This window comes from Pseudomonas sp. 1912-s (genome assembly GCF_029269205.1).
Taxonomy (GTDB): Bacteria; Pseudomonadota; Gammaproteobacteria; order Pseudomonadales; family Pseudomonadaceae; genus Aquipseudomonas.
This window is the reverse complement of the sequence record NZ_JARIXR010000005.1, coordinates 38,713-56,630: the sequence shown is the minus strand read 5'-3', so window position 1 is coordinate 56,630 and position 17,918 is coordinate 38,713. Positions and strand designations below refer to the sequence as shown.

The following is a 17,918-nucleotide window of genomic DNA, read 5'->3' as shown; positions in this document are numbered from 1 at the left end:
ATATATAATTCGACGATGCGCAACAATTTGCGCAGCCAAAACAACAACTAACACCATTAATCAAGCAGACCCTGCGAACGAAACCCTGTATCGACATGAGCAACTAACTGCACACCTATGCGCAAATAAATACAATTAACGCCAGCTACAAATCAGCACTCTCCGTCGAAACAAGACCCGATAAAATCTTAACTCCCTGTTTTCATTACCTCCTTAACTTTCCGGCACGCTTCTTGATATCGAGCATTACCCAGCCGGCAAATCAGTCGGCTGGGGCGACCTCATTTATCAGGCAAGGAAACCCGTCATGCCAACACCCGCGTATCTCTCCATCACCGGCACCAAGCAAGGCTTGATCACGGCAGGCACATTCACCCAGGACTCGGTCGGCAACATTTATCAGGAAGGCCACGAAGACCAGATCCTGGTGGAAGCTTTCCAGCATCAGGTGATCATTCCCCGAGACCCGCAATCCGGCCAGCCGACCGGTCAGCGCGTGCACAAACCCCTGATGATCAGCAAGGTGTTCGATAAGTCTTCGCCGCTGCTGTTCAGCGCCCTGACCTCCGGGGAAATGGTCAAGTGCCGCCTTGAGTGGTACCGCACCTCTTCAGCCGGCACGCAGGAGCACTACTTCACCATCGAGTTGGAGGACGCGATCCTGGTAGACATCCAGTCACGGATGCCTAACTGCCAGGACCCGAACAACGCGCACTTCACGCACCTGGAGGATGTGTATTTCACTTACCGGAAAATCGTCTGGACCCACGAAGTGTCCGGCACCTCGGGCTCTGATGATTGGCGCAGCCCGGTAGCTGGCTAAGCACAACCCGAAACAGAAACGGCAACGCCATGGACGGCGCCGTTTCTGTCGGGCACTAGACCATCGCCAGCGGATGCTTGCGTTTGGGCGCACCGAAAACCCGGTCAATTGCGTCCAGGTCGTGCTCATCCAGCACAAGCTTCGCCGCCGCAGCATTGAGCCGCACATGCTCGGGCGTCACGGCCTTGGGAATCGCGATCACACCGTCCTGGCGCAAGACCCAAGCCAGGGAAACCTGGGCGGGTGTGACCTCGTGGCGACGGGCAATTTGTTTGAGGGTCGGGCTGGTCAACAGCTCGCCACCCTGGGCGATGGGACAGTAGGCCATCAAGGGCAAATTGTGTTGCTGCCACCAGGGCAGCAGGTCGAACTCGATACCGCGCTCTTCGATGTTGTAGAGCACCTGATTGGTGGCACAGGCCGGGGACGCCAGTTCCTGCAGGTCGGCCACATCAAAGTTGGACACGCCCCAACGACCGATTTTGCCAGCCTCACGCAAGCGCTCGAAGGCTTCCACCGTTTCTTCAAGGGGATACTGCCCACGCCAATGCAGCAGATACAGATCGATGTAGTCGGTGCCCAGACGCTGGAGACTGGCCTCGCAGGCCTGCGGAACACCTTTGCGGCTGGCATTGTGCGGGTACACCTTGCTGACCAGGAACACCTGGTCGCGCCTGCCGCGAATCGCCTCGCCGACGACTTCTTCGGCGCCGCCTTCGCCGTACATTTCAGCGGTATCGATCAGGGTCATGCCCTCATCAATGCCCAGTTGCAAAGCGGATACCTCAGCGCTGCGTTGGTCGGGATTTTCGCCCATGCGCCAGGTCCCCTGGCCGATGACAGGGACGGGAACGCCGGCCAGATCAATGGTACGCATGACAACCTCCTGATGAATTCGCGAATTAACAGTGTGGCACTGACTGGACAAAAGGGTTCAATCGAAGGATGGTGGCACTTTCCATCCTAGCCTTAGAAAGGACGTGCAATGCTGTTTGTGGTCATGCTCGGGGGCAAGCATCCCCGGGCGAAAATCGAAGTGCACGACGTAGTGTTTGCCGTTGCCGACACCCTGGAAGCCGCCTATCCGCAACTGCGCGATGGCTGGTTCGGCAGCCAGAAAGGTGTGCATATCGATTCCTGGATGACGGTCGACGGGATTGACGGCTGGAAAGTCCAGCTCAGCCACCTGGCGCCTAACGCCGGGGCACCGCGTCTGTACTTCATCAACCTGGGCGGTTATGAAGCCAATAGCTTTGGCGAAGCCCACCACTACCTGCTGGTGGTTGCCCGCACGGCCAAGGAAGCAGCAGCCCAGGGCAAACAACAGATGCTCAGCCACTGGACGCAGTCCCATACCGACGGCGTGCTGGATATCGACGATTGCCTGCCCATCGACCTGGTAGACGGGCGTTATATCCATCTGGAACCCGGCGCACACCGCCCGATCATCACGCAAAACGACTACATCGTCTTGCCCTGACGGCCTCCTACCCGAACGGGGTATGGCGCCCACCCGCTACCTGCCTGAAAGTGCAATCAGCCCCTCGGCCTGACAACAAGCACAACTTCAAGGTGGGTCCGCCATGCATAAAGCCGTTATCGCCCTGTTCAGCGCTGTCTTGCTTGCATCAACGTCCCTCAGCCAGGCCGCTGACGACCCGGGCAACACCTTGCGCATCTACAACTGGGCCGATTACATCGGGGAACACACCCTCGCCGACTTCGAAAAAGCCACCGGCATCAAGGTGATCTACGACACCTATGATTCCTACGAAACCGTACAGGGCAAATTGCTCTCCGGGCGCTCGGGTTATGACCTGGTGGTGCTCAACGCGTCACTGGTACCGCTGCTGATCAAGGCCAAGGCGTTCCAGCCCCTCAACAAAGCGCTGCTGCCCGACTGGAATAACCTCGACCCTCAAGTGCTGAAAAGCCTGGAAACCCATGACCCGGGCGTGACCTATTCCGCGCCCTACACCTGGGGCAGCAATGGCGTGACCTACAACGTCGACAAGATCAAGGAACGCATGCCGGACGCCCCCATCGGCTCCCTGGCGATGATCTTCGACCCCAAGATCATTTCGCGTTTCGCCGACTGCGGCATCACCTTTATCGACTCTCCCACCGACATGATCCCGCTGGCCCTAACCTACCTCGGCCTGGACCCCAACAGCGTGGCGCCCAAAGACCTCAAGGCTGCCCAGGATGTGTTGATGGCCGTACGGCCCTACATCCGTAAATTCGACTCCAGCGGCTTTATCAACGGCCTGGCCAACGGTGAGCTGTGCATGGCCACCACCTGGTCCGGCGATTACGCCACGTCCCAGGCCCGGGCGGCGGAAGCCGGGGCCAAGGTCAACCTGGGTTACTTCATCCCCAAGGAAGGCTCTCTGATCTGGTTCGATAACTTCTACATCCCGGCTGATGCACCCCATGTGGCGAATGCCCACAAATTCATCGAGTTCCTCCTGCAGCCCGAGGTAATCGCCGGCGTCAGCAACACCATTCACTACGCCAACAGCAACCTTGCCTCCAAGCCCCTGGTCAACGCAGACATTCGCAACAACCCGGCCATCTACCCGGACGCGGCAACGATGCAGCGCTTGTTCACCCAGAAAAGCCAGTCCCAAGCCGCCGTGCGCCTGATCACCCGTACCTGGAATGCCGTGAAGACCGGCAAGTGAAACCCAGCCATTGAAGGTAAATGCCATGACTCTGCCAAATCCTGCTTTTTTCGCCCAGTTCGACCATGACCAACTGGACGCCGCCGACAAGGCCCATTACATGCACGGCTTCCACATGTTCGACGAGCACCGCGAACAAGGCTCGCTGAACATCGCGGCCGGCGACGGCGCCTACATCTACGACACCGCCGGCAACCGCTACCTGGATGCGGTCGGCGGCATGTGGTGCACGAATATCGGCCTGGGTCGCGAGGAAATGGCCGACGCCATCGCCAACCAGGTTCGCCAGTTGGCGTACTCCAACCCGTTTTGCGACATGGCCAACGTCACCGCCATCGAACTGTGCGCCAAGCTTGCCAGCCTGGCCCCCGGCGACCTTGACCATGTATTCCTGACCACCGGCGGGTCCACGGCGGTCGATACCGCCTACCGCCTGGTGCAGTTCTATCAGAACAGTCGCGGCAAGCACGAGAAGAAGCACATCATCTCGCGATTCAGCGCGTACCACGGCTCCACGTTCCTGACGATGTCCATCGGCAACAAGGCCGCCGACCGCGCGCCGGAATTCGATTTCATGAGCGACCTGTTCCACCACATTTCATGCCCCAACTATTACCGGGCGCCTGCGGGCATGAGCGAGGCGCAATTTCTCGATTTCCTGGTGGATGAGTTCGAAGACAAAATCCTCACGATTGGCGCCGACAAGGTGGCGGCGTTCTTTGCCGAACCGATCATGGGCTCGGGCGGTGTGATCATTCCGCCGAAGGGTTACCACCGGCGCATGTGGGAAATCTGCCAACGTTATGACCTGCTGTACGTGGCGGATGAAGTAGTGACGTCCTTCGGCCGGCTGGGAAAATTCTTCGCCTCCCAGGAGGTGTTCGACATGCAGCCAGACATCATCACCACCGCCAAGGGCCTGACCTCCGGCTACCTGCCCCTGGGCGCGTGTATTTTCTCGGACCGCATCTGGCAAGTGATCGGCGAGCCGGGCAAGGGCCGCTGCTTTACCCACGGTTTCACCTACAGCGGCCATCCGGTGAGTTGCGTGGCGGCGCTGAAGAACATCGAGATCATCGAGCGGGAAAACCTGCTGGCCCATGTCGAAGACGTCGGCGTGTACCTGGAACAGCGCCTGCAAACCCTGGCCAGTCTGCCGCTGGTGGGTGACGTGCGTTGCCAGCGGTTGATGGCCTGCATCGAGTTTGTCGCCGACAAACACTCCAAGGCGCTGCTGCCGGACGCGGTGAACATCGGCGAGAAAATCCACCTGCGGGCCCAGGCCAAAGGCTTGCTGGTGCGGCCCATCGGCCATCTGAATGTGATGTCGCCGCCGTTGATCATCACCCATGCCCAGGTGGATCAAGTGGTGGAGATCCTGCGCCAGTGCATTCTGGACACCGCCGAAGAGCTGCGCCAAAGCGGCGAGTATCAAGGCCGATGAACCCCGCCGCCTCGGTGCTTTTGCCGGGGCCGTGGCCGGCGGGTAGACTGGCCGGCATGAGCCAAAATGCCGATCACTGCCCTGCCCCGTCCTTCCAGGTGCTTGAAGCCTGGAATGGCGCGTTGGCCCACGCCTTCGTCAGCGTTGACGAGGCGTCATTCCTTGAACACCTGGCCTGCGCCCTCAGCGCCCTGACCCCCATCGAATCGATGATGATCAGCCTGGAGCGCCAGGGCCAGGCGCCGCACTTGCTCTACCAGCAAGGCATCCCCCGGCCGCACTACGAAGAAATCATCAACCGCTACTTTTCCCGGGGCTACCTGCTGGACCCGTTCTGCCTCGCAGTGGACAAGGGCCTGGCCGAAGGTTTCTACCACCTGGCACAAATCGCCCCGGACGACTTCTTCAGCAGCGAGTACTACAAGACCTACTACCTGCGCAGCGGCGGCGCCCAGGAGAGCTACTACATCGTCGACCTGTGCCCCAACAGCAAAATCTCCCTGTGCATGTTCCAGGGCCTGAGTGCCGGGCAGTTCAGTGACGAACAACTGGCGCTGCTGCGAACCGCCCAACCCATCGTGCGTGAACTGCTGCGCCGCTTCGGCACCACGGGCGGGTTGTGCAAGGTGATCAGCGACGAAGCCTTCACCCAGACCCAGGTGCATCAGCAGATTGAAGCCGCGTTCATGCATTTTGGCAGCGGCGTATTGACCGTGCGCGAGCGGGAAATTGCCCACCTGATCCTGCGCGGACACTCGGTGAAATCCACCGCGCAGGTGCTGGGCATCTCCCCGGAAACCGTACGCATGCACCGCAAGCATTTGTATACCAAGCTTGAGATCAACTCCCAGGCGGAGCTGTTTGCGCTGTTTATCGATTGGCTGACCCACAGCGGTGTGATGGCCCGATCCTGAGCCGTCCGGGCAACCCGGGGGAACTTTGCCAGGAAATAACCACCTGAATCCGGTACGCTCAGCATTTTTACCCAAGGAGATACCCCTCATGGCCAAAGCCACCGCCCGTCACATCCTCGTTGCCACCGAAGACAAGTGCAACGAACTGAAAGCACAAATCGAAGGCGGCGCCGATTTCGCCGAAGTTGCCAAAGCCAACTCGTCCTGCCCGTCCAGCCGTCAAGGCGGCGACCTGGGTTCGTTCGGCCCGGGCCAAATGGTTAAAGAATTCGACACCGTCGTATTCAGCGCCCCGGTCAACACTGTGCAAGGCCCGGTGAAAACCCAGTTCGGTTATCACCTGCTGGAAGTGACCAGCCGCCAGGACTGATCCGGTCCGCGCTAATGCTTGAAACAACGGCCCGCCCTTTGGTGGGCCGTTGTGCATCTGTGACAGTGTGATGACTGGCGATGCGTACGCGCTTAGCGTACAAATCCCTTTACCTCTTCACCCGGCGCCCAAGGCTGATAATGCGAGTCGCTTTTTCTACCCTGTTTTGCTCCACCCTGGCCCTGCTGCTGGCCAGCACCGCCGTGATCGCCGCGCCGCAATCGGCGCTGACCGTGTACGGCGAACCGGCCAAATACCAACCCGGTTTCACCCACTTCGACTATGTCAACCCGAATGCCCCCAAGGGCGGCAGCCTGCGGCGCTCGGCGATCGAGATTGGCCGCTACGACCATGTGCTGCCCTACGGCGACAAAGGCATCGGCGTGAGCCAGGTCGACGGCTGGCTGTATTCGCCCCTGGCCCTGCGCTCGCTGGACGAGCCCTATACGGTCTACGGCCTGGTGGCGGAAAAGATGGAGCGGTCAGACGACGGTCTGTCCCTGCGTTTTTACCTGAACCCCAAGGCGCGCTTCGCCGATGGCCAGCCGATCACCGCCGAAGACGTGCGCTACAGCTTCGACCTGCTGATGACCCAGGGCAGCCTGCGCTACCGCACGCTGTTCGCCGACGTCAAACACGTGGAAGTCGAAGGCCCGCGCCAGGTGCGATTCGATTTCGCAAGCAATGAAAACCGCACCCTGCCCCTGGACGTCGCCACCCTGCCGGTATTTCCCGAGCACTGGTGGAAGACCCGCGACTTCGCCAACGGCGGCGGCTACGAGATCCCCCTCGGCAGCGGCCCCTACACCATCAGCAAGGTGGATGCCGGCAACACCATCACCTTCAAGCGCGACCCGAACTGGTGGGGCAAAGACCTGCCCATCAGCCGTGGCCTGTACAACTTCGATCACCTGAGCCTCGAATACTTCGGCGACACCGAAGTGGCGCGCCAGGTCCTGCGGGGCGGTGCCTACGACTTCAACCGCGAATTCTCCGCCACCGGCTACTCCATCGGCTACAACGGCCCGGCCCTTGACGATGGCCGCCTGCAACGCGCGCACCTGGCCAAGGAAGCACCGCAACCGGCCCAGGGCTACGTGTTCAACGTGCAAAAACCGATGTTCAAGGACCGCCGCGTGCGCCAGGCCCTGGCCATGCTATGGGACTTCGAATGGGCCAACCGGCAGATGATGCGCAATATGTACATCCGCCAGCAGAGCTTCTTCTCCAACAGCCCGCTGGCAGCGACCCAACTGCCGGACGCCCAGGAGTTGGCGATTCTGGAACCCCTGCGCGGCCAGATTCCCGACGAAGTGTTTACCCAGGTGTTCAAGGCCCCCACCACCGATGGCACGGGGATGATTCGCGACAAGCAACTGCAAGCCCTGGCGCTGCTGGAACAGGCCGGCTGGAAGCCCGACGGCGACAAACTGGTAAACGCCGCCGGCGAGCCACTGGAGTTCACCTTCCTCAATGCCCAGAACGGCATGGAACGCCTGTTGTTGCCGTACAAACGCAACCTGGCGCAGATCGGCATCACCCTGAACATCCGCCGTATCGACTCCTCGCAATACGTCAACCGCCTGATGGCCCGGGACTACGACATGATCGTCACCGGCTTCCCTGTCACCACTTCGCCGGGGATGGAGCTGTACAACTACTTCGGTTCCGCCGCTGCGTTTGATACCGGCGCCAACAACTACATGGTGCTGAAAGACCCGGCTGTCGACAGCCTGATCAACGGCCTGGTCAAGGCCAACACCCAGTCGCAGATGCTCAGTTACGCCCACGCCCTGGACCGCGTACTGCAATGGAATTACCTGTGGATTCCCAACTACTACCCGCCGGGCACCTCCGCCGCGTGGTGGAACCGCTTCGGCCGCCCGGCGGTGGAAGCCAAGACGGACGAAGCCCTGGAAACCTGGTGGGAAATCAGCCCCACGCCGCTGACCAATGAACAGATGAAAGCCGAACTGACCAAACGCCCGGGAGCCCGCTGATGTTTGCCTATATCGTGCGGCGCTTGCTGCTGATCATTCCGACCCTGGTGATAATCCTGCTGGTGAACTTCGTTATCGTGCAGGCCGCGCCCGGCGGGCCGGTGGAACAGGCCATCGCCCACCTGCAAGGCATCGGTGGCGCAGGTGTCGGCGGCTCGTCTGCCGAAAGCCTCAGCAGTGGTTCACGGGCCAGCCGAGGCCTGGACCCAAAACTGATCAAGGACATCGAAAAACAATACGGCTTCGACAAACCCGCGCCGGAACGCCTGTGGCTGATGCTCAAGAGCTACGCCCAGCTGGACTTCGGCAACAGTTTCTTTCGCGGCAAAAGCGTGACCGACCTGATCCTCGAAAAGATGCCGGTGACCATTTCCCTTGGGCTGTGGGCCACCTTGATCACCTACCTGGTGTCGATCCCGCTGGGGATTCGCAAGGCGGTGCGCCATGGCAGCAGTTTTGATGTGTGGAGCAGCACCGCCATCGTGATTGGCTATGCGATGCCGGCGTTCCTGTTTGCGATGTTCCTGATTGTGGTATTCGCCGGCGGCACCTCGCTGAACTGGTTCCCGGTGCGCGGGCTGGTCTCGGAAAACTTCGACCAGTTGAGCACCGTGGGCAAGATCGCCGATTACTTCTGGCACCTGGTATTACCGGTCAGCGCCCTGGTGATCGGCGGTTTCGCCACCTTGACCATCCTCACCAAAAACTCGTTCCTCAATGAAATCACCCGCCAGTACGTGGTCACCGCCCGGGCCAAAGGCTTGAGCGAACGCCGGGTGCTGTACGGGCATGTGTTTCGCAACGCCATGCTGCTGGTGATCTCGGGGATTCCCCAGGCGTTTATCGCCGTGTTCTTTGCCGGCTCGCTGCTGATCGAGGTGATTTTCTCCCTTGATGGCCTGGGCCGCATGAGCTACGAAGCGGCGGTTTCACGGGACTATCCGGTGGTATTCGGTTCGTTGTTTATCTTCACGTTGTTTGGCCTCCTGATAAAACTCATCGGTGACCTCTGCTACACCCTGGTGGACCCGCGTATCGACTTCGCCGCGAGGAACGCCTGATGCTCAAGCTCTCTCCCGTGGCCCGTCGGCGCTTTGAACGCTTCAAGAAGAACCGTCGCGGCTGGTGGTCGCTGTGGCTGTTTATCGGCCTGTTTATCCTGACCCTCGGCGGCGAACTGATCGCCAACGACAAACCCCTGGTGCTCAGCTACCAGAACGAGCTGTATTTCCCGGTGTTCAAACGCTACACCGAGCAGGAGTTCGGCGGGCAGCTGCCATTCCAGGCGGATTACCGCAGTGAATACGTGCAGAACCTGATCAAGAAGGACGGCGGCTGGATGCTGTTCCCGCCGATCCCGTTCAGCGACGACACCCCCAACTATGAACTGACCCGCCCTGCCCCCAGCCCGCCCTCGAGCGTGAACTGGCTGGGCACCGACGACCAGTCCCGCGACGTGCTGGCGCGGGTGATCTTCGGCGCACGGGTGTCGATCCTGTTTGCCCTGGCCCTCACCGCCATCAGCGCCGCCATCGGCATCGCCGCCGGGGCCTTGCAGGGTTACTACGGTGGCTGGGTCGACCTGCTCGGGCAACGCATCCTGGAAGTGTGGTCCGGGCTGCCGGTGCTGTACTTGCTGATCATTCTGTCGGGGTTTGTCGAGCCGAATTTCTGGTGGTTGCTGGGCATCATGGCGCTGTTTTCGTGGCTGGCCCTGGTGGACGTGGTGCGCGCCGAGTTCCTGCGGGGGCGCAACCTGGAGTACGTCAAGGCCGCGCGGGCGCTGGGCCTGGGGGACGGCAAGATCATCCGCCGGCATATCCTGCCGAACGCGATGACCGCCACCCTGAGCTACTTGCCGTTCATTTTGACCGGGGCGATTTCCACCTTGAGCGCCCTGGATTTCCTCGGCTTCGGCATGCCCGCCGGCAGCGCCTCCCTGGGTGAACTGATCGCCCAGGGCAAGCAGAACCTGCAAGCGCCGTGGCTGGGGCTGACTGCGTTTTTCACCCTGGCGCTGATCCTGTCGTTGCTGGTGTTTATCGGCGAGGCGTTGCGTGACGCCTTCGACCCACGCTCATGAAGGCCGTTGAGATGACTGAAAACCTGATCGAGATTCGCGACCTGAGCGTCGCCTTCAACGGCCAGACCGTGGTGCGCAAGCTGTGCCTGGATGTACGCCCCGGCGAGTGCCTGGCGCTGGTGGGCGAGTCGGGTTCGGGCAAGTCGGTGACTGCCCATTCGATCCTGCAACTGCTGCCCGAAGCCGGCACCGAGACCACCGGCTCGATACGTTATCGCGGCCAGGAACTGCTCGGCGCTTCGCCCGCCACCCTGCAAAAACTGCGGGGCAACCGGATTGCGATGATCTTCCAGGAGCCGATGACCTCCCTGAACCCGCTGCACAGCATCGAGAAACAGATCGGCGAAACCCTGCTGCTGCACAAGGGCCTGGGCGGCAAGCAAGCCCAGGCGCGCATCCTTGAACTGCTCGAACTGGTGGGCATCCAGAAACCCCGGGAGCGCCTCAAGGCCTACCCCCATCAACTCTCCGGCGGCCAGCGCCAGCGGGTGATGATCGCCATGGCCCTGGCCTGCGAGCCGGAACTGTTGATCGCCGACGAGCCGACCACCGCACTGGACGTGACGGTGCAGCGCAAGATCCTGCTGCTGCTCAAGTCCCTGCAACAGCGCCTGGGCATGTCGCTGCTGCTGATCAGCCACGACCTCAACCTGGTGCGCAGCATTGCCCAGCGGGTGTGCGTGATGAAGGCCGGGGAGATTGTCGAGCAGGCGGATTGCGAAACCCTGTTCTGCGCGCCCAAGCACCCTTACAGCCGCCTGCTGCTGGATGCAGAACCGGCAGGCATCGTCTTGAATCACGAGGTGCGCGACACGGTGTTGCAGGTGGATGACTTGAGCGTGCAGTTCCCGCTGGGCGGTGGCCTGTTCCGGCGCAAGCAGTACCTGCAAGCCGTGGATGGCATCAGCCTGACGGTGCAGCGCGGCAAGACGCTGGGGATTGTCGGCGAGTCCGGCTCGGGCAAATCCACCCTGGGCCAGGCGATTTTGCGGCTGCTGGATTCCAGCGGCGCGATTCGCTTCCAGGGCGAGGCCCTCGAAGGCCTGACGCAAAAGCAGATGCAGCCGTGGCGCAAGCAGATGCAGGTGGTGTTCCAGGACCCGTTCGGCAGCCTCAGCCCACGGATGTCGGTGGCGCAGATCATCAGCGAAGGCCTGGAAGTGCATGCCCCGTGCAGTCTCAAGGACCGCGAAGCCCAGGTGATCCGCGTGCTGGAAGATGTGGGCCTGGACCCCGCCAGCCGGCATCGCTACCCCCATGAATTCTCCGGAGGCCAGCGCCAGCGCATCGCCATTGCCCGCGCCCTGGTGCTCAAGCCGGCGTTGATCCTGCTGGACGAACCCACCTCGGCGCTGGACCGTACCGTGCAGAAACAGGTGGTGGCATTGCTGCTTGAGCTACAGGAAAAGTACGGCCTGACCTACCTGTTTATCAGCCATGACCTCGCCGTAGTGCGGGCCCTGGCCCACGACATGATCGTGATCAAGGACGGCAAGGTGGTGGAACGCGGGCCGAGCGATGAAGTGTTTGCCGCGCCTCAACACCCCTACACCCGGGAACTCCTCGCGGCGGCGCACCCATGAGCACCACCGGCAGCCTCAAGGATTACCAATACGTTCGCGGCCTGGCGATCCAGTCATTGTTCGAGATCATCGAGCAGTCCAGCGAAGGCACCGTGATTGTCGACGGCGACGCGAATATCGTCTGGATGAACGAGCGCTACGCCAAGCGCTTCGGCCTGAAAAACGCCGACGACGCCATCGGCCAGCCGTGTGAGCAGGTGATTTCCAACAGCCTGCTGCGCCAGGTGGTGCGCAATGACCAGCCGATTTTGCTGGACATCCAGGACACCCCCAAAGGCCCGCTGGTGGTGATGCGCCTGCCGATCCATGACGATGCGGGCAAGGTGATCGGAGCGATCGGGTTTGCACTGTTTGATGAGCTGCGCAACCTGTCGCCGCTGATCGAGCGCTACCTGAGCATGCAGCAGGAACTGGCGTCTACCCGTTCGCTGCTGAGGTCGCGGCAGAGCAAGTACAACTTCGCGCACTTTATCGGCACCAGCGCGGCCAGCCTGGAAGTCAAACGCCGGGCGCGGCGCAGTGCGAGCGCGGAGTCGCCGGTGTTGCTGCTGGGGGAAACCGGCACTGGCAAAGAACTGTTGGCCCAGGCGATTCACGGCGCCTCGCCCCGGGCACACAAGGCGTTTGTCAGTATCAACAGCGCGGCCATTCCTCATGATTTGCTGGAAGCTGAGTTCTTCGGCACCGCACCGGGCGCGTTTACCGGCGCCGACCGCAAGGGCCGTCCCGGCAAGTTGCAAATTGCCCAGGGCGGCACGCTGTTCCTTGATGAGATCGGCGACATGCCCCTACCGCTCCAAAGCAAATTGCTGCGGGTGTTGCAGGAGAAAGAGTTCGAGCCGGTGGGCTCCAACGAGATGATCCACAGCGATGTGCGGGTGATTGCCGCCACGTCGATGGACCTGGAAGCGGCGATCAAGCGCGGCGAATTTCGGGCGGACCTGTATTACCGGCTGAATGTGCTGCCGATCCAGGTGCCGCCATTGCGCGCGCGGCTGGATGATTTGCCGGCGCTGAGCGAGGCGATTCTGGAGGAGTTGCGCAGCCAGCATGAGCTGGATCGCGAGGCCCTGGCGTTATTGGCACAGCATGCATGGCCGGGGAATATCCGCGAACTGCGCAATGTGCTGGAACGGGCGGCGTTGTTGAGTGATGACCTGGTGTTGAATGCCAGCGAAATTCGCGCAGCCATCGGGACGTTCAGCCCGGTGGAGCACAGTTCGGTAGAGACGGTTGAGGGCGAGCGTTTCAGCGCGGCCCGGGAGCGGTTTGATCGGCAGGTGATTGGGGCGGCGTTGAAGGCCTGTGAGGGGAATGTGGTGGAGGCGGCGAAGCGACTGGGGCTGGGCCGGTCGACCTTGTACAAGAAGATGGTTGCCTTGGGCATCGCCTAGTCTCCAAACAGAGACACAATTCCAAATACAGAGAAAATCCAATGTGGGAGCGGGCTTGCTGTGGCGAGCGGGCTTGCCCCGCGCTGGGCTGCGAAGCAGCCCCATCAATCTGTGGTGAACCCGACGGGGGACAAGCCCCCTCACCACAGCAAGCCAGCTCCCACATTTGATCACCGCCAGTCTCAATTCAGAGACAAATTCCGGAATCCAAGCATCCAAAGACAATATTACCCTTACATTTCAACAAGTTAACCACTTGGCACACATCTCGCTATGGCCCCTCCCCACAGCCTCACCCCCACAAAAATAACAATCAGATGGAGACACACCATGAGTGTGATCATTGCCCTCGCAGCCCTGGCGTTGCTGATGCTGGCCGCTTACCGTGGCTACAGCGTCATCCTGTTTGCCCCCATCGCCGCCCTCGGCGCCGTGCTGCTCACCGACCCTTCCGCCGTCGCTCCCGCTTTTACCGGGGTGTTCATGGAGAAAATGGTCGGCTTCCTCAAACTGTATTTCCCGGTGTTCCTGCTCGGCGCGGTGTTCGGCAAGCTGATCGAGATTTCCGGCTTCTCGCGCTCCATCGTCGCCGCGGCGATCCAGTTGCTCGGCACCCGCCAGGCGATGCTGGTGATCGTGCTGGTGTGCGCCCTGCTGACCTACGGCGGCGTGTCGCTGTTCGTGGTGGTATTCGCGGTGTACCCGTTTGCCGCCGAGATGTTCCGCCAGAGCAATATCCCCAAGCGCCTGTTGCCGGCGACCATCGCCCTCGGTGCGTTCTCGTTCACCATGGACGCCCTGCCCGGCACGCCGCAGATCCAGAACATCATCCCCAGCACCTTCTTCAACACCACCGCCTGGGCCGCGCCGTGGCTGGGATTGATCGGCACGATCTTCGTGTTCTGCGTCGGCATGCTGTACCTGGCCCGCCAGCGCAACAAGGCCCAGCGCGCCGGTGAAGGCTATGGCACCAACCTGCGCAACGAGCCGGAAACCGCCGAAGACATCAAGCTGCCCAACCCGTGGATCGCCCTGTCGCCGCTGTTGCTGGTGGGTATCATGAACCTGCTGTTCACCCACTGGATTCCGCTGTGGTACGGCAAGACCCACACCCTCAGCCTGCCGGGCATGAGCGCGCCGGTACAAACCGAAGTCGCCAAGCTGACGGCGATCTGGGCGGTGCAGGCGGCCTTGCTGGTGGGGATCATCGTAGTGCTGGTGTTCGGTTTCTCGGCGATTCGCAGCAAGCTTGCCGAGGGCAGCAAGAGCGCGGTCAGCGGTGCCCTGCTGGCGGCGATGAACACCGCGTCGGAATATGGGTTTGGTGCAGTGATCGCTTCCTTGCCGGGCTTCCTGGTGCTGGCGGACTGGCTCAAGGGCATCCCCAACCCGCTGGTCAACGAAGCGATTACCGTGACCCTGCTGGCCGGTATCACCGGTTCAGCCTCGGGCGGTATGAGCATCGCGCTGGCGGCCATGTCGGAGAGCTTTATTTCAGCGGCCCATGCGGCCAATATCCCCCTTGAAGTACTGCACCGGGTCGCGGCCATGGCCAGCGGCGGCATGGACACCCTGCCCCACAACGGCGCGGTGATCACGCTGCTGGCGGTGACCGGGCTGACCCACCGCGAAGCCTATAAAGATATTTTCGGCATCACGATCATCAAGACCCTCGCGGTGTTCGTGGTGATTGGTACTTTCTACGCCACCGGCATTGTGTGAGGTTGATATGACGACATTGAACGGCAAGACCGCCCTGGTCACCGGCTCCACCAGCGGCATCGGCCTGGGCATTGCCCTGAGCCTGGCCAAGGCCGGCGCCAACCTGATCCTCAACGGTTTCGGCGACGCCAGCGCGGTGATCGCCCAGGTGCAGGCCTTCGGCGGCAAGGTCGGGCATCACCCTGCCGACGTCAGCGACCCGGCGCAGATCGCCGAGATGATCGCCTACGCCGAGCGCGAGTTTGGCGGCATCGACATCCTGGTGAACAACGCCGGGATCCAGCACGTGGCGCCAGTGGATGAGTTTCCGGTGGAGCGCTGGGACTCGATCATTGCGATCAACCTGTCGTCGGTGTTCCACAGCACGCGCCTGAGCCTGCCGGGCATGAAGGCCAGGGGCTGGGGACGGATCGTGAATATCGCTTCGGTGCATGGTCTGGTGGGTTCGGTGGGTAAGGCGGCTTATGTGGCGGCCAAGCACGGGGTGATCGGCCTGACCAAAGTGGTGGGCCTGGAAACGGCCCAGAGTAATGTCACCTGCAACGCCATTTGCCCGGGCTGGGTGTTGACGCCGCTGGTGCAGAAGCAGATTGATGATCGCATCGCGACCGGGGTGGACCCGCAACAGGCGCAGCATGATTTGCTGGCGGAGAAGCAGCCGTCGCTGGAATTCGTGACACCGCCGCAACTGGGGGAACTGGTACTGTTCCTGTGCAGCGAAGCCGGCAGCCAGGTGCGCGGCGCGGCGTGGAATATCGACGGCGGCTGGCTGGCCCAATAAACGACGATCCCCAAGACACCGGAGATCAAATGTGGGAGCTGGCTTGCCTGCTCCCACATTTTGACCTGTGTTGTTTGGCAGATTTGACACAAGAACAAGAGATTTCCTTATGTCCGAAATACTCTGGCAACCCTCCCCCGAACGCATCCACGCCACCCGGATGGACCAGTTCCGGCGTTTCATCAATGATCGCCATGCCTTGCAGATCAGCGATTACCCGGCCCTGCACCAGTGGAGCATCGAGCAGCGTCCGGACTTCTGGCGGGCGATTGTCGAGTTCTTCGATGTGCAGTTCCGTACACCGCCCAGCGCGGTGCTGATCGAAGACGCCGAGATGCCCAGCGCCCAGTGGTTTCCCGGCGCCACCCTGAACTTTGCCGAACACTTGCTGCGCCGCCGCGATGATCACACCGCCGTGGTCGCCCTCGGCGAAGACGGCCAGCGCGAGCAACTGACCTACGCCGAACTGGCCCGCCACGTCGCCGGCCTGCAACGCAGCCTGCGGGCCGCCGGTGTGGGCGTGGGTGACCGGGTGGCCGCGTGCATGCCCAACACCTGGCAAACCCTGGTGGGCATGCTCGCCACCACCAGCCTCGGGGCCATCTGGTCGTGCTCGTCGCCGGATTTCGGCACCCAGGGCGTGATCGACCGCTTCGGCCAGATCGAACCCAAGGTGCTGATCACCTGCGCCGGCTACCGCTACGCCGGCAAGGTCATCGACCAAAGCAGCAAGCTCAATGAAATCCTCGAACGCCTGCCGTCCCTGCAACAGCTGATTATCGTGCCGTATGCCCGCCCGCAAGCGCGCCCCGAGGACTATCAAACCCAAGCCAGCGTTGCACTCTGGAGCGACTTCTACACCCCTGGCGGCGAGCCCGACTTCGTCGCCGTGCCTTTCGACCACCCGCTGTACATCCTGTATTCCAGCGGCACCACCGGCGTGCCCAAGTGCATCATCCACGGCACCGGCGGCGTGCTGCTCACCCACCTCAAGGAACACGGCCTGCACGCCGACCTGTCCCGGGACGACTGCCTGTTCTACTACACCACCTGCGGCTGGATGATGTGGAACTGGCTGGTGTCGGTGTTGGCCATCGGTGCCACGGCGGTGCTCTATGACGGTTCACCGTTTCACCCCGGGCCGGAACGCCTGATGGACCTGATCGATCAGGAGAAAATCAGCGTATTCGGCACCAGCCCGAAATTCCTCGCGACCCTGGAAAAAGCCGGGCTGCAACCGCGCCTGAGCCATGACCTGGGCAGCCTCAAGGGCTTGATCTCCACGGGTTCGCCGCTGTCGCCCCAGAGCTACGATTACGTGTACCGCGAGATCAAGCCCGAACTGTGCCTGTCGTCGATGTCGGGCGGTACCGACATCGTCTCCTGCTTTGTGATCGGCAACCCGGTGCTGCCGGTGCGCCGTGGCGAGATGCAGTGCAAGAGCCTGGCAATGGCCATCGAAGTGTGGGACGACCAGGGCCACCCGCTGGTGGGCGAAAAAGGCGAGTTGGTGTGCACCCGACACTTCCCGGCGATGCCCATCGGCCTGTGGAATGACCCTGATCAGAAAAAACTGCGGGCCTCGTATTTCAGCCAGTTCCCCGGCGTGTGGGCCCAGGGCGACTACGCCGAACAACGGCCCAATGGCAGCCTGCTGATCCATGGTCGTTCAGACGCCGTGCTCAACCCCGGCGGTGTGCGCATCGGCACTGCGGAGATTTATCGCCAGGTGGAAAAGGTACCCCAGGTCCTGGAAAGCCTGGCCATCGGCCAACGCTGGCAGGACGACGTGCGAGTGGTGTTGTTTGTGCGTCTCAACGACGGCATCGAACTGGACGACGCCCTCGAGCAACAGATCCGCCAGGTGATCCGCGCCAACACAACGCCACGCCATGTGCCGGCGAAGATTCTGGCGGTGACGGATATCCCGCGCACCATCAGCGGCAAGATCGTTGAATTGGCGGTGCGCAATGTGGTGCACGGCGAGGCGGTCAAGAACACCGACGCACTGGCCAACCCCGAAGCGCTGGAGCAATTCCGTGACCGTCGGGAGCTGGCAGAAAGATGAAACGTTTTAGCCCTTAAGCACTCATTTGAAGACAAAGCCCTCAAGCATGCTA

15 protein-coding genes are annotated in these 17,918 nt (G+C 61.6%); 14 read left to right on the top strand and 1 reads right to left on the bottom strand.

Annotated features, from left to right (window positions below):
* Positions 1-307 precede the first annotated feature (307 nt).
* Complete coding sequence (locus P3C29_RS08325; protein WP_003208034.1) at positions 308-823, top strand: type VI secretion system tube protein TssD; 516 nt, start codon at positions 308-310, stop codon at positions 821-823.
* Between the two features lie 55 nt (positions 824-878).
* On the opposite strand, the gene P3C29_RS08320 is transcribed toward P3C29_RS08325, so the two are convergent.
* A complete protein-coding gene (locus P3C29_RS08320) occupies positions 879-1,700 on the bottom strand; it encodes an aldo/keto reductase (RefSeq protein WP_275964272.1) in 822 nt (273 codons plus the stop codon).
* Between the two features lie 108 nt (positions 1,701-1,808).
* Between P3C29_RS08320 and P3C29_RS08315 the strand changes: the two genes are divergently transcribed.
* The 13 genes from P3C29_RS08315 (at position 1,809) to P3C29_RS08255 (ending at position 17,866) form a co-directional block, all read left to right on the top strand.
* Positions 1,809-2,303: a DUF1543 domain-containing protein gene (locus P3C29_RS08315; RefSeq protein ID WP_275964271.1), complete on the top strand. Its 495-nt coding sequence runs from the start codon at positions 1,809-1,811 to the stop codon at positions 2,301-2,303.
* Positions 2,304-2,406: 103 nt separating this feature from the next.
* Positions 2,407-3,507 carry a polyamine ABC transporter substrate-binding protein gene (locus tag P3C29_RS08310; protein ID WP_275964270.1) on the top strand — a complete coding sequence of 367 codons (1,101 nt, stop codon included), beginning with the start codon at positions 2,407-2,409 and terminating at the stop codon, positions 3,505-3,507.
* Between the two features lie 25 nt (positions 3,508-3,532).
* A complete protein-coding gene (locus tag P3C29_RS08305) occupies positions 3,533-4,951 on the top strand; it encodes an aminotransferase (RefSeq protein WP_275964269.1) in 1,419 nt (472 codons plus the stop codon).
* A gap of 56 nt (positions 4,952-5,007) precedes the next feature.
* A complete protein-coding gene (locus P3C29_RS08300; protein ID WP_242487047.1) occupies positions 5,008-5,865 on the top strand; it encodes a LuxR C-terminal-related transcriptional regulator in 858 nt (285 codons plus the stop codon).
* Between the two features lie 88 nt (positions 5,866-5,953).
* Complete coding sequence (locus P3C29_RS08295; protein ID WP_003208024.1) at positions 5,954-6,235, top strand: peptidylprolyl isomerase; 282 nt, start codon at positions 5,954-5,956, stop codon at positions 6,233-6,235.
* A gap of 140 nt (positions 6,236-6,375) precedes the next feature.
* Complete coding sequence (locus tag P3C29_RS08290) at positions 6,376-8,235, top strand: extracellular solute-binding protein (protein ID WP_010173329.1); 1,860 nt, start codon at positions 6,376-6,378, stop codon at positions 8,233-8,235.
* Positions 8,235-9,296 carry a microcin C ABC transporter permease YejB gene (locus tag P3C29_RS08285; RefSeq protein WP_275964268.1) on the top strand — a complete coding sequence of 354 codons (1,062 nt, stop codon included), beginning with the start codon at positions 8,235-8,237 and terminating at the stop codon, positions 9,294-9,296. The genes P3C29_RS08290 and P3C29_RS08285 overlap by 1 nt, the downstream gene beginning before the upstream one ends.
* The gene (locus P3C29_RS08280; protein ID WP_003208019.1) at positions 9,296-10,318 is read left to right on the top strand and encodes an ABC transporter permease; all 1,023 of its coding nucleotides are present in this window, start codon (positions 9,296-9,298) and stop codon (positions 10,316-10,318) included. Before P3C29_RS08285 ends, P3C29_RS08280 begins: the two co-directional genes overlap by 1 nt.
* Positions 10,319-10,329: 11 nt before the next feature.
* Positions 10,330-11,901, top strand: a complete 1,572-nt coding sequence (locus tag P3C29_RS08275; RefSeq protein ID WP_010173334.1) for an ABC transporter ATP-binding protein — start codon at positions 10,330-10,332, stop codon at positions 11,899-11,901.
* Positions 11,898-13,295 carry a sigma 54-interacting transcriptional regulator gene (locus P3C29_RS08270; RefSeq protein ID WP_169388039.1) on the top strand — a complete coding sequence of 466 codons (1,398 nt, stop codon included), beginning with the start codon at positions 11,898-11,900 and terminating at the stop codon, positions 13,293-13,295. The genes P3C29_RS08275 and P3C29_RS08270 overlap by 4 nt, the downstream gene beginning before the upstream one ends.
* A gap of 330 nt (positions 13,296-13,625) precedes the next feature.
* Complete coding sequence (locus P3C29_RS08265; RefSeq protein ID WP_010173338.1) at positions 13,626-15,017, top strand: GntP family permease; 1,392 nt, start codon at positions 13,626-13,628, stop codon at positions 15,015-15,017.
* A gap of 7 nt (positions 15,018-15,024) precedes the next feature.
* The gene (locus P3C29_RS08260) at positions 15,025-15,798 is read left to right on the top strand and encodes a 3-hydroxybutyrate dehydrogenase (RefSeq protein ID WP_169388038.1); all 774 of its coding nucleotides are present in this window, start codon (positions 15,025-15,027) and stop codon (positions 15,796-15,798) included.
* A gap of 109 nt (positions 15,799-15,907) precedes the next feature.
* Complete coding sequence (locus P3C29_RS08255; protein WP_275964267.1) at positions 15,908-17,866, top strand: acetoacetate--CoA ligase; 1,959 nt, start codon at positions 15,908-15,910, stop codon at positions 17,864-17,866.
* Positions 17,867-17,918: the final 52 nt, after the last annotated feature.

Coding starts and splice junctions, on each gene's coding strand:
- P3C29_RS08325 (WP_003208034.1), top strand. CDS start 308: ATGCCAACACCCGCGTATCTCTCCATCACCGGCACCAAGCAAGGCTTG.
- P3C29_RS08320 (WP_275964272.1), bottom strand. CDS start 1,700: ATGCGTACCATTGATCTGGCCGGCGTTCCCGTCCCTGTCATCGGCCAG.
- P3C29_RS08315 (WP_275964271.1), top strand. CDS start 1,809: ATGCTGTTTGTGGTCATGCTCGGGGGCAAGCATCCCCGGGCGAAAATC.
- P3C29_RS08310 (WP_275964270.1), top strand. CDS start 2,407: ATGCATAAAGCCGTTATCGCCCTGTTCAGCGCTGTCTTGCTTGCATCA.
- P3C29_RS08305 (WP_275964269.1), top strand. CDS start 3,533: ATGACTCTGCCAAATCCTGCTTTTTTCGCCCAGTTCGACCATGACCAA.
- P3C29_RS08300 (WP_242487047.1), top strand. CDS start 5,008: ATGAGCCAAAATGCCGATCACTGCCCTGCCCCGTCCTTCCAGGTGCTT.
- P3C29_RS08295 (WP_003208024.1), top strand. CDS start 5,954: ATGGCCAAAGCCACCGCCCGTCACATCCTCGTTGCCACCGAAGACAAG.
- P3C29_RS08290 (WP_010173329.1), top strand. CDS start 6,376: ATGCGAGTCGCTTTTTCTACCCTGTTTTGCTCCACCCTGGCCCTGCTG.
- P3C29_RS08285 (WP_275964268.1), top strand. CDS start 8,235: ATGTTTGCCTATATCGTGCGGCGCTTGCTGCTGATCATTCCGACCCTG.
- P3C29_RS08280 (WP_003208019.1), top strand. CDS start 9,296: ATGCTCAAGCTCTCTCCCGTGGCCCGTCGGCGCTTTGAACGCTTCAAG.
- P3C29_RS08275 (WP_010173334.1), top strand. CDS start 10,330: ATGACTGAAAACCTGATCGAGATTCGCGACCTGAGCGTCGCCTTCAAC.
- P3C29_RS08270 (WP_169388039.1), top strand. CDS start 11,898: ATGAGCACCACCGGCAGCCTCAAGGATTACCAATACGTTCGCGGCCTG.
- P3C29_RS08265 (WP_010173338.1), top strand. CDS start 13,626: ATGAGTGTGATCATTGCCCTCGCAGCCCTGGCGTTGCTGATGCTGGCC.
- P3C29_RS08260 (WP_169388038.1), top strand. CDS start 15,025: ATGACGACATTGAACGGCAAGACCGCCCTGGTCACCGGCTCCACCAGC.
- P3C29_RS08255 (WP_275964267.1), top strand. CDS start 15,908: ATGTCCGAAATACTCTGGCAACCCTCCCCCGAACGCATCCACGCCACC.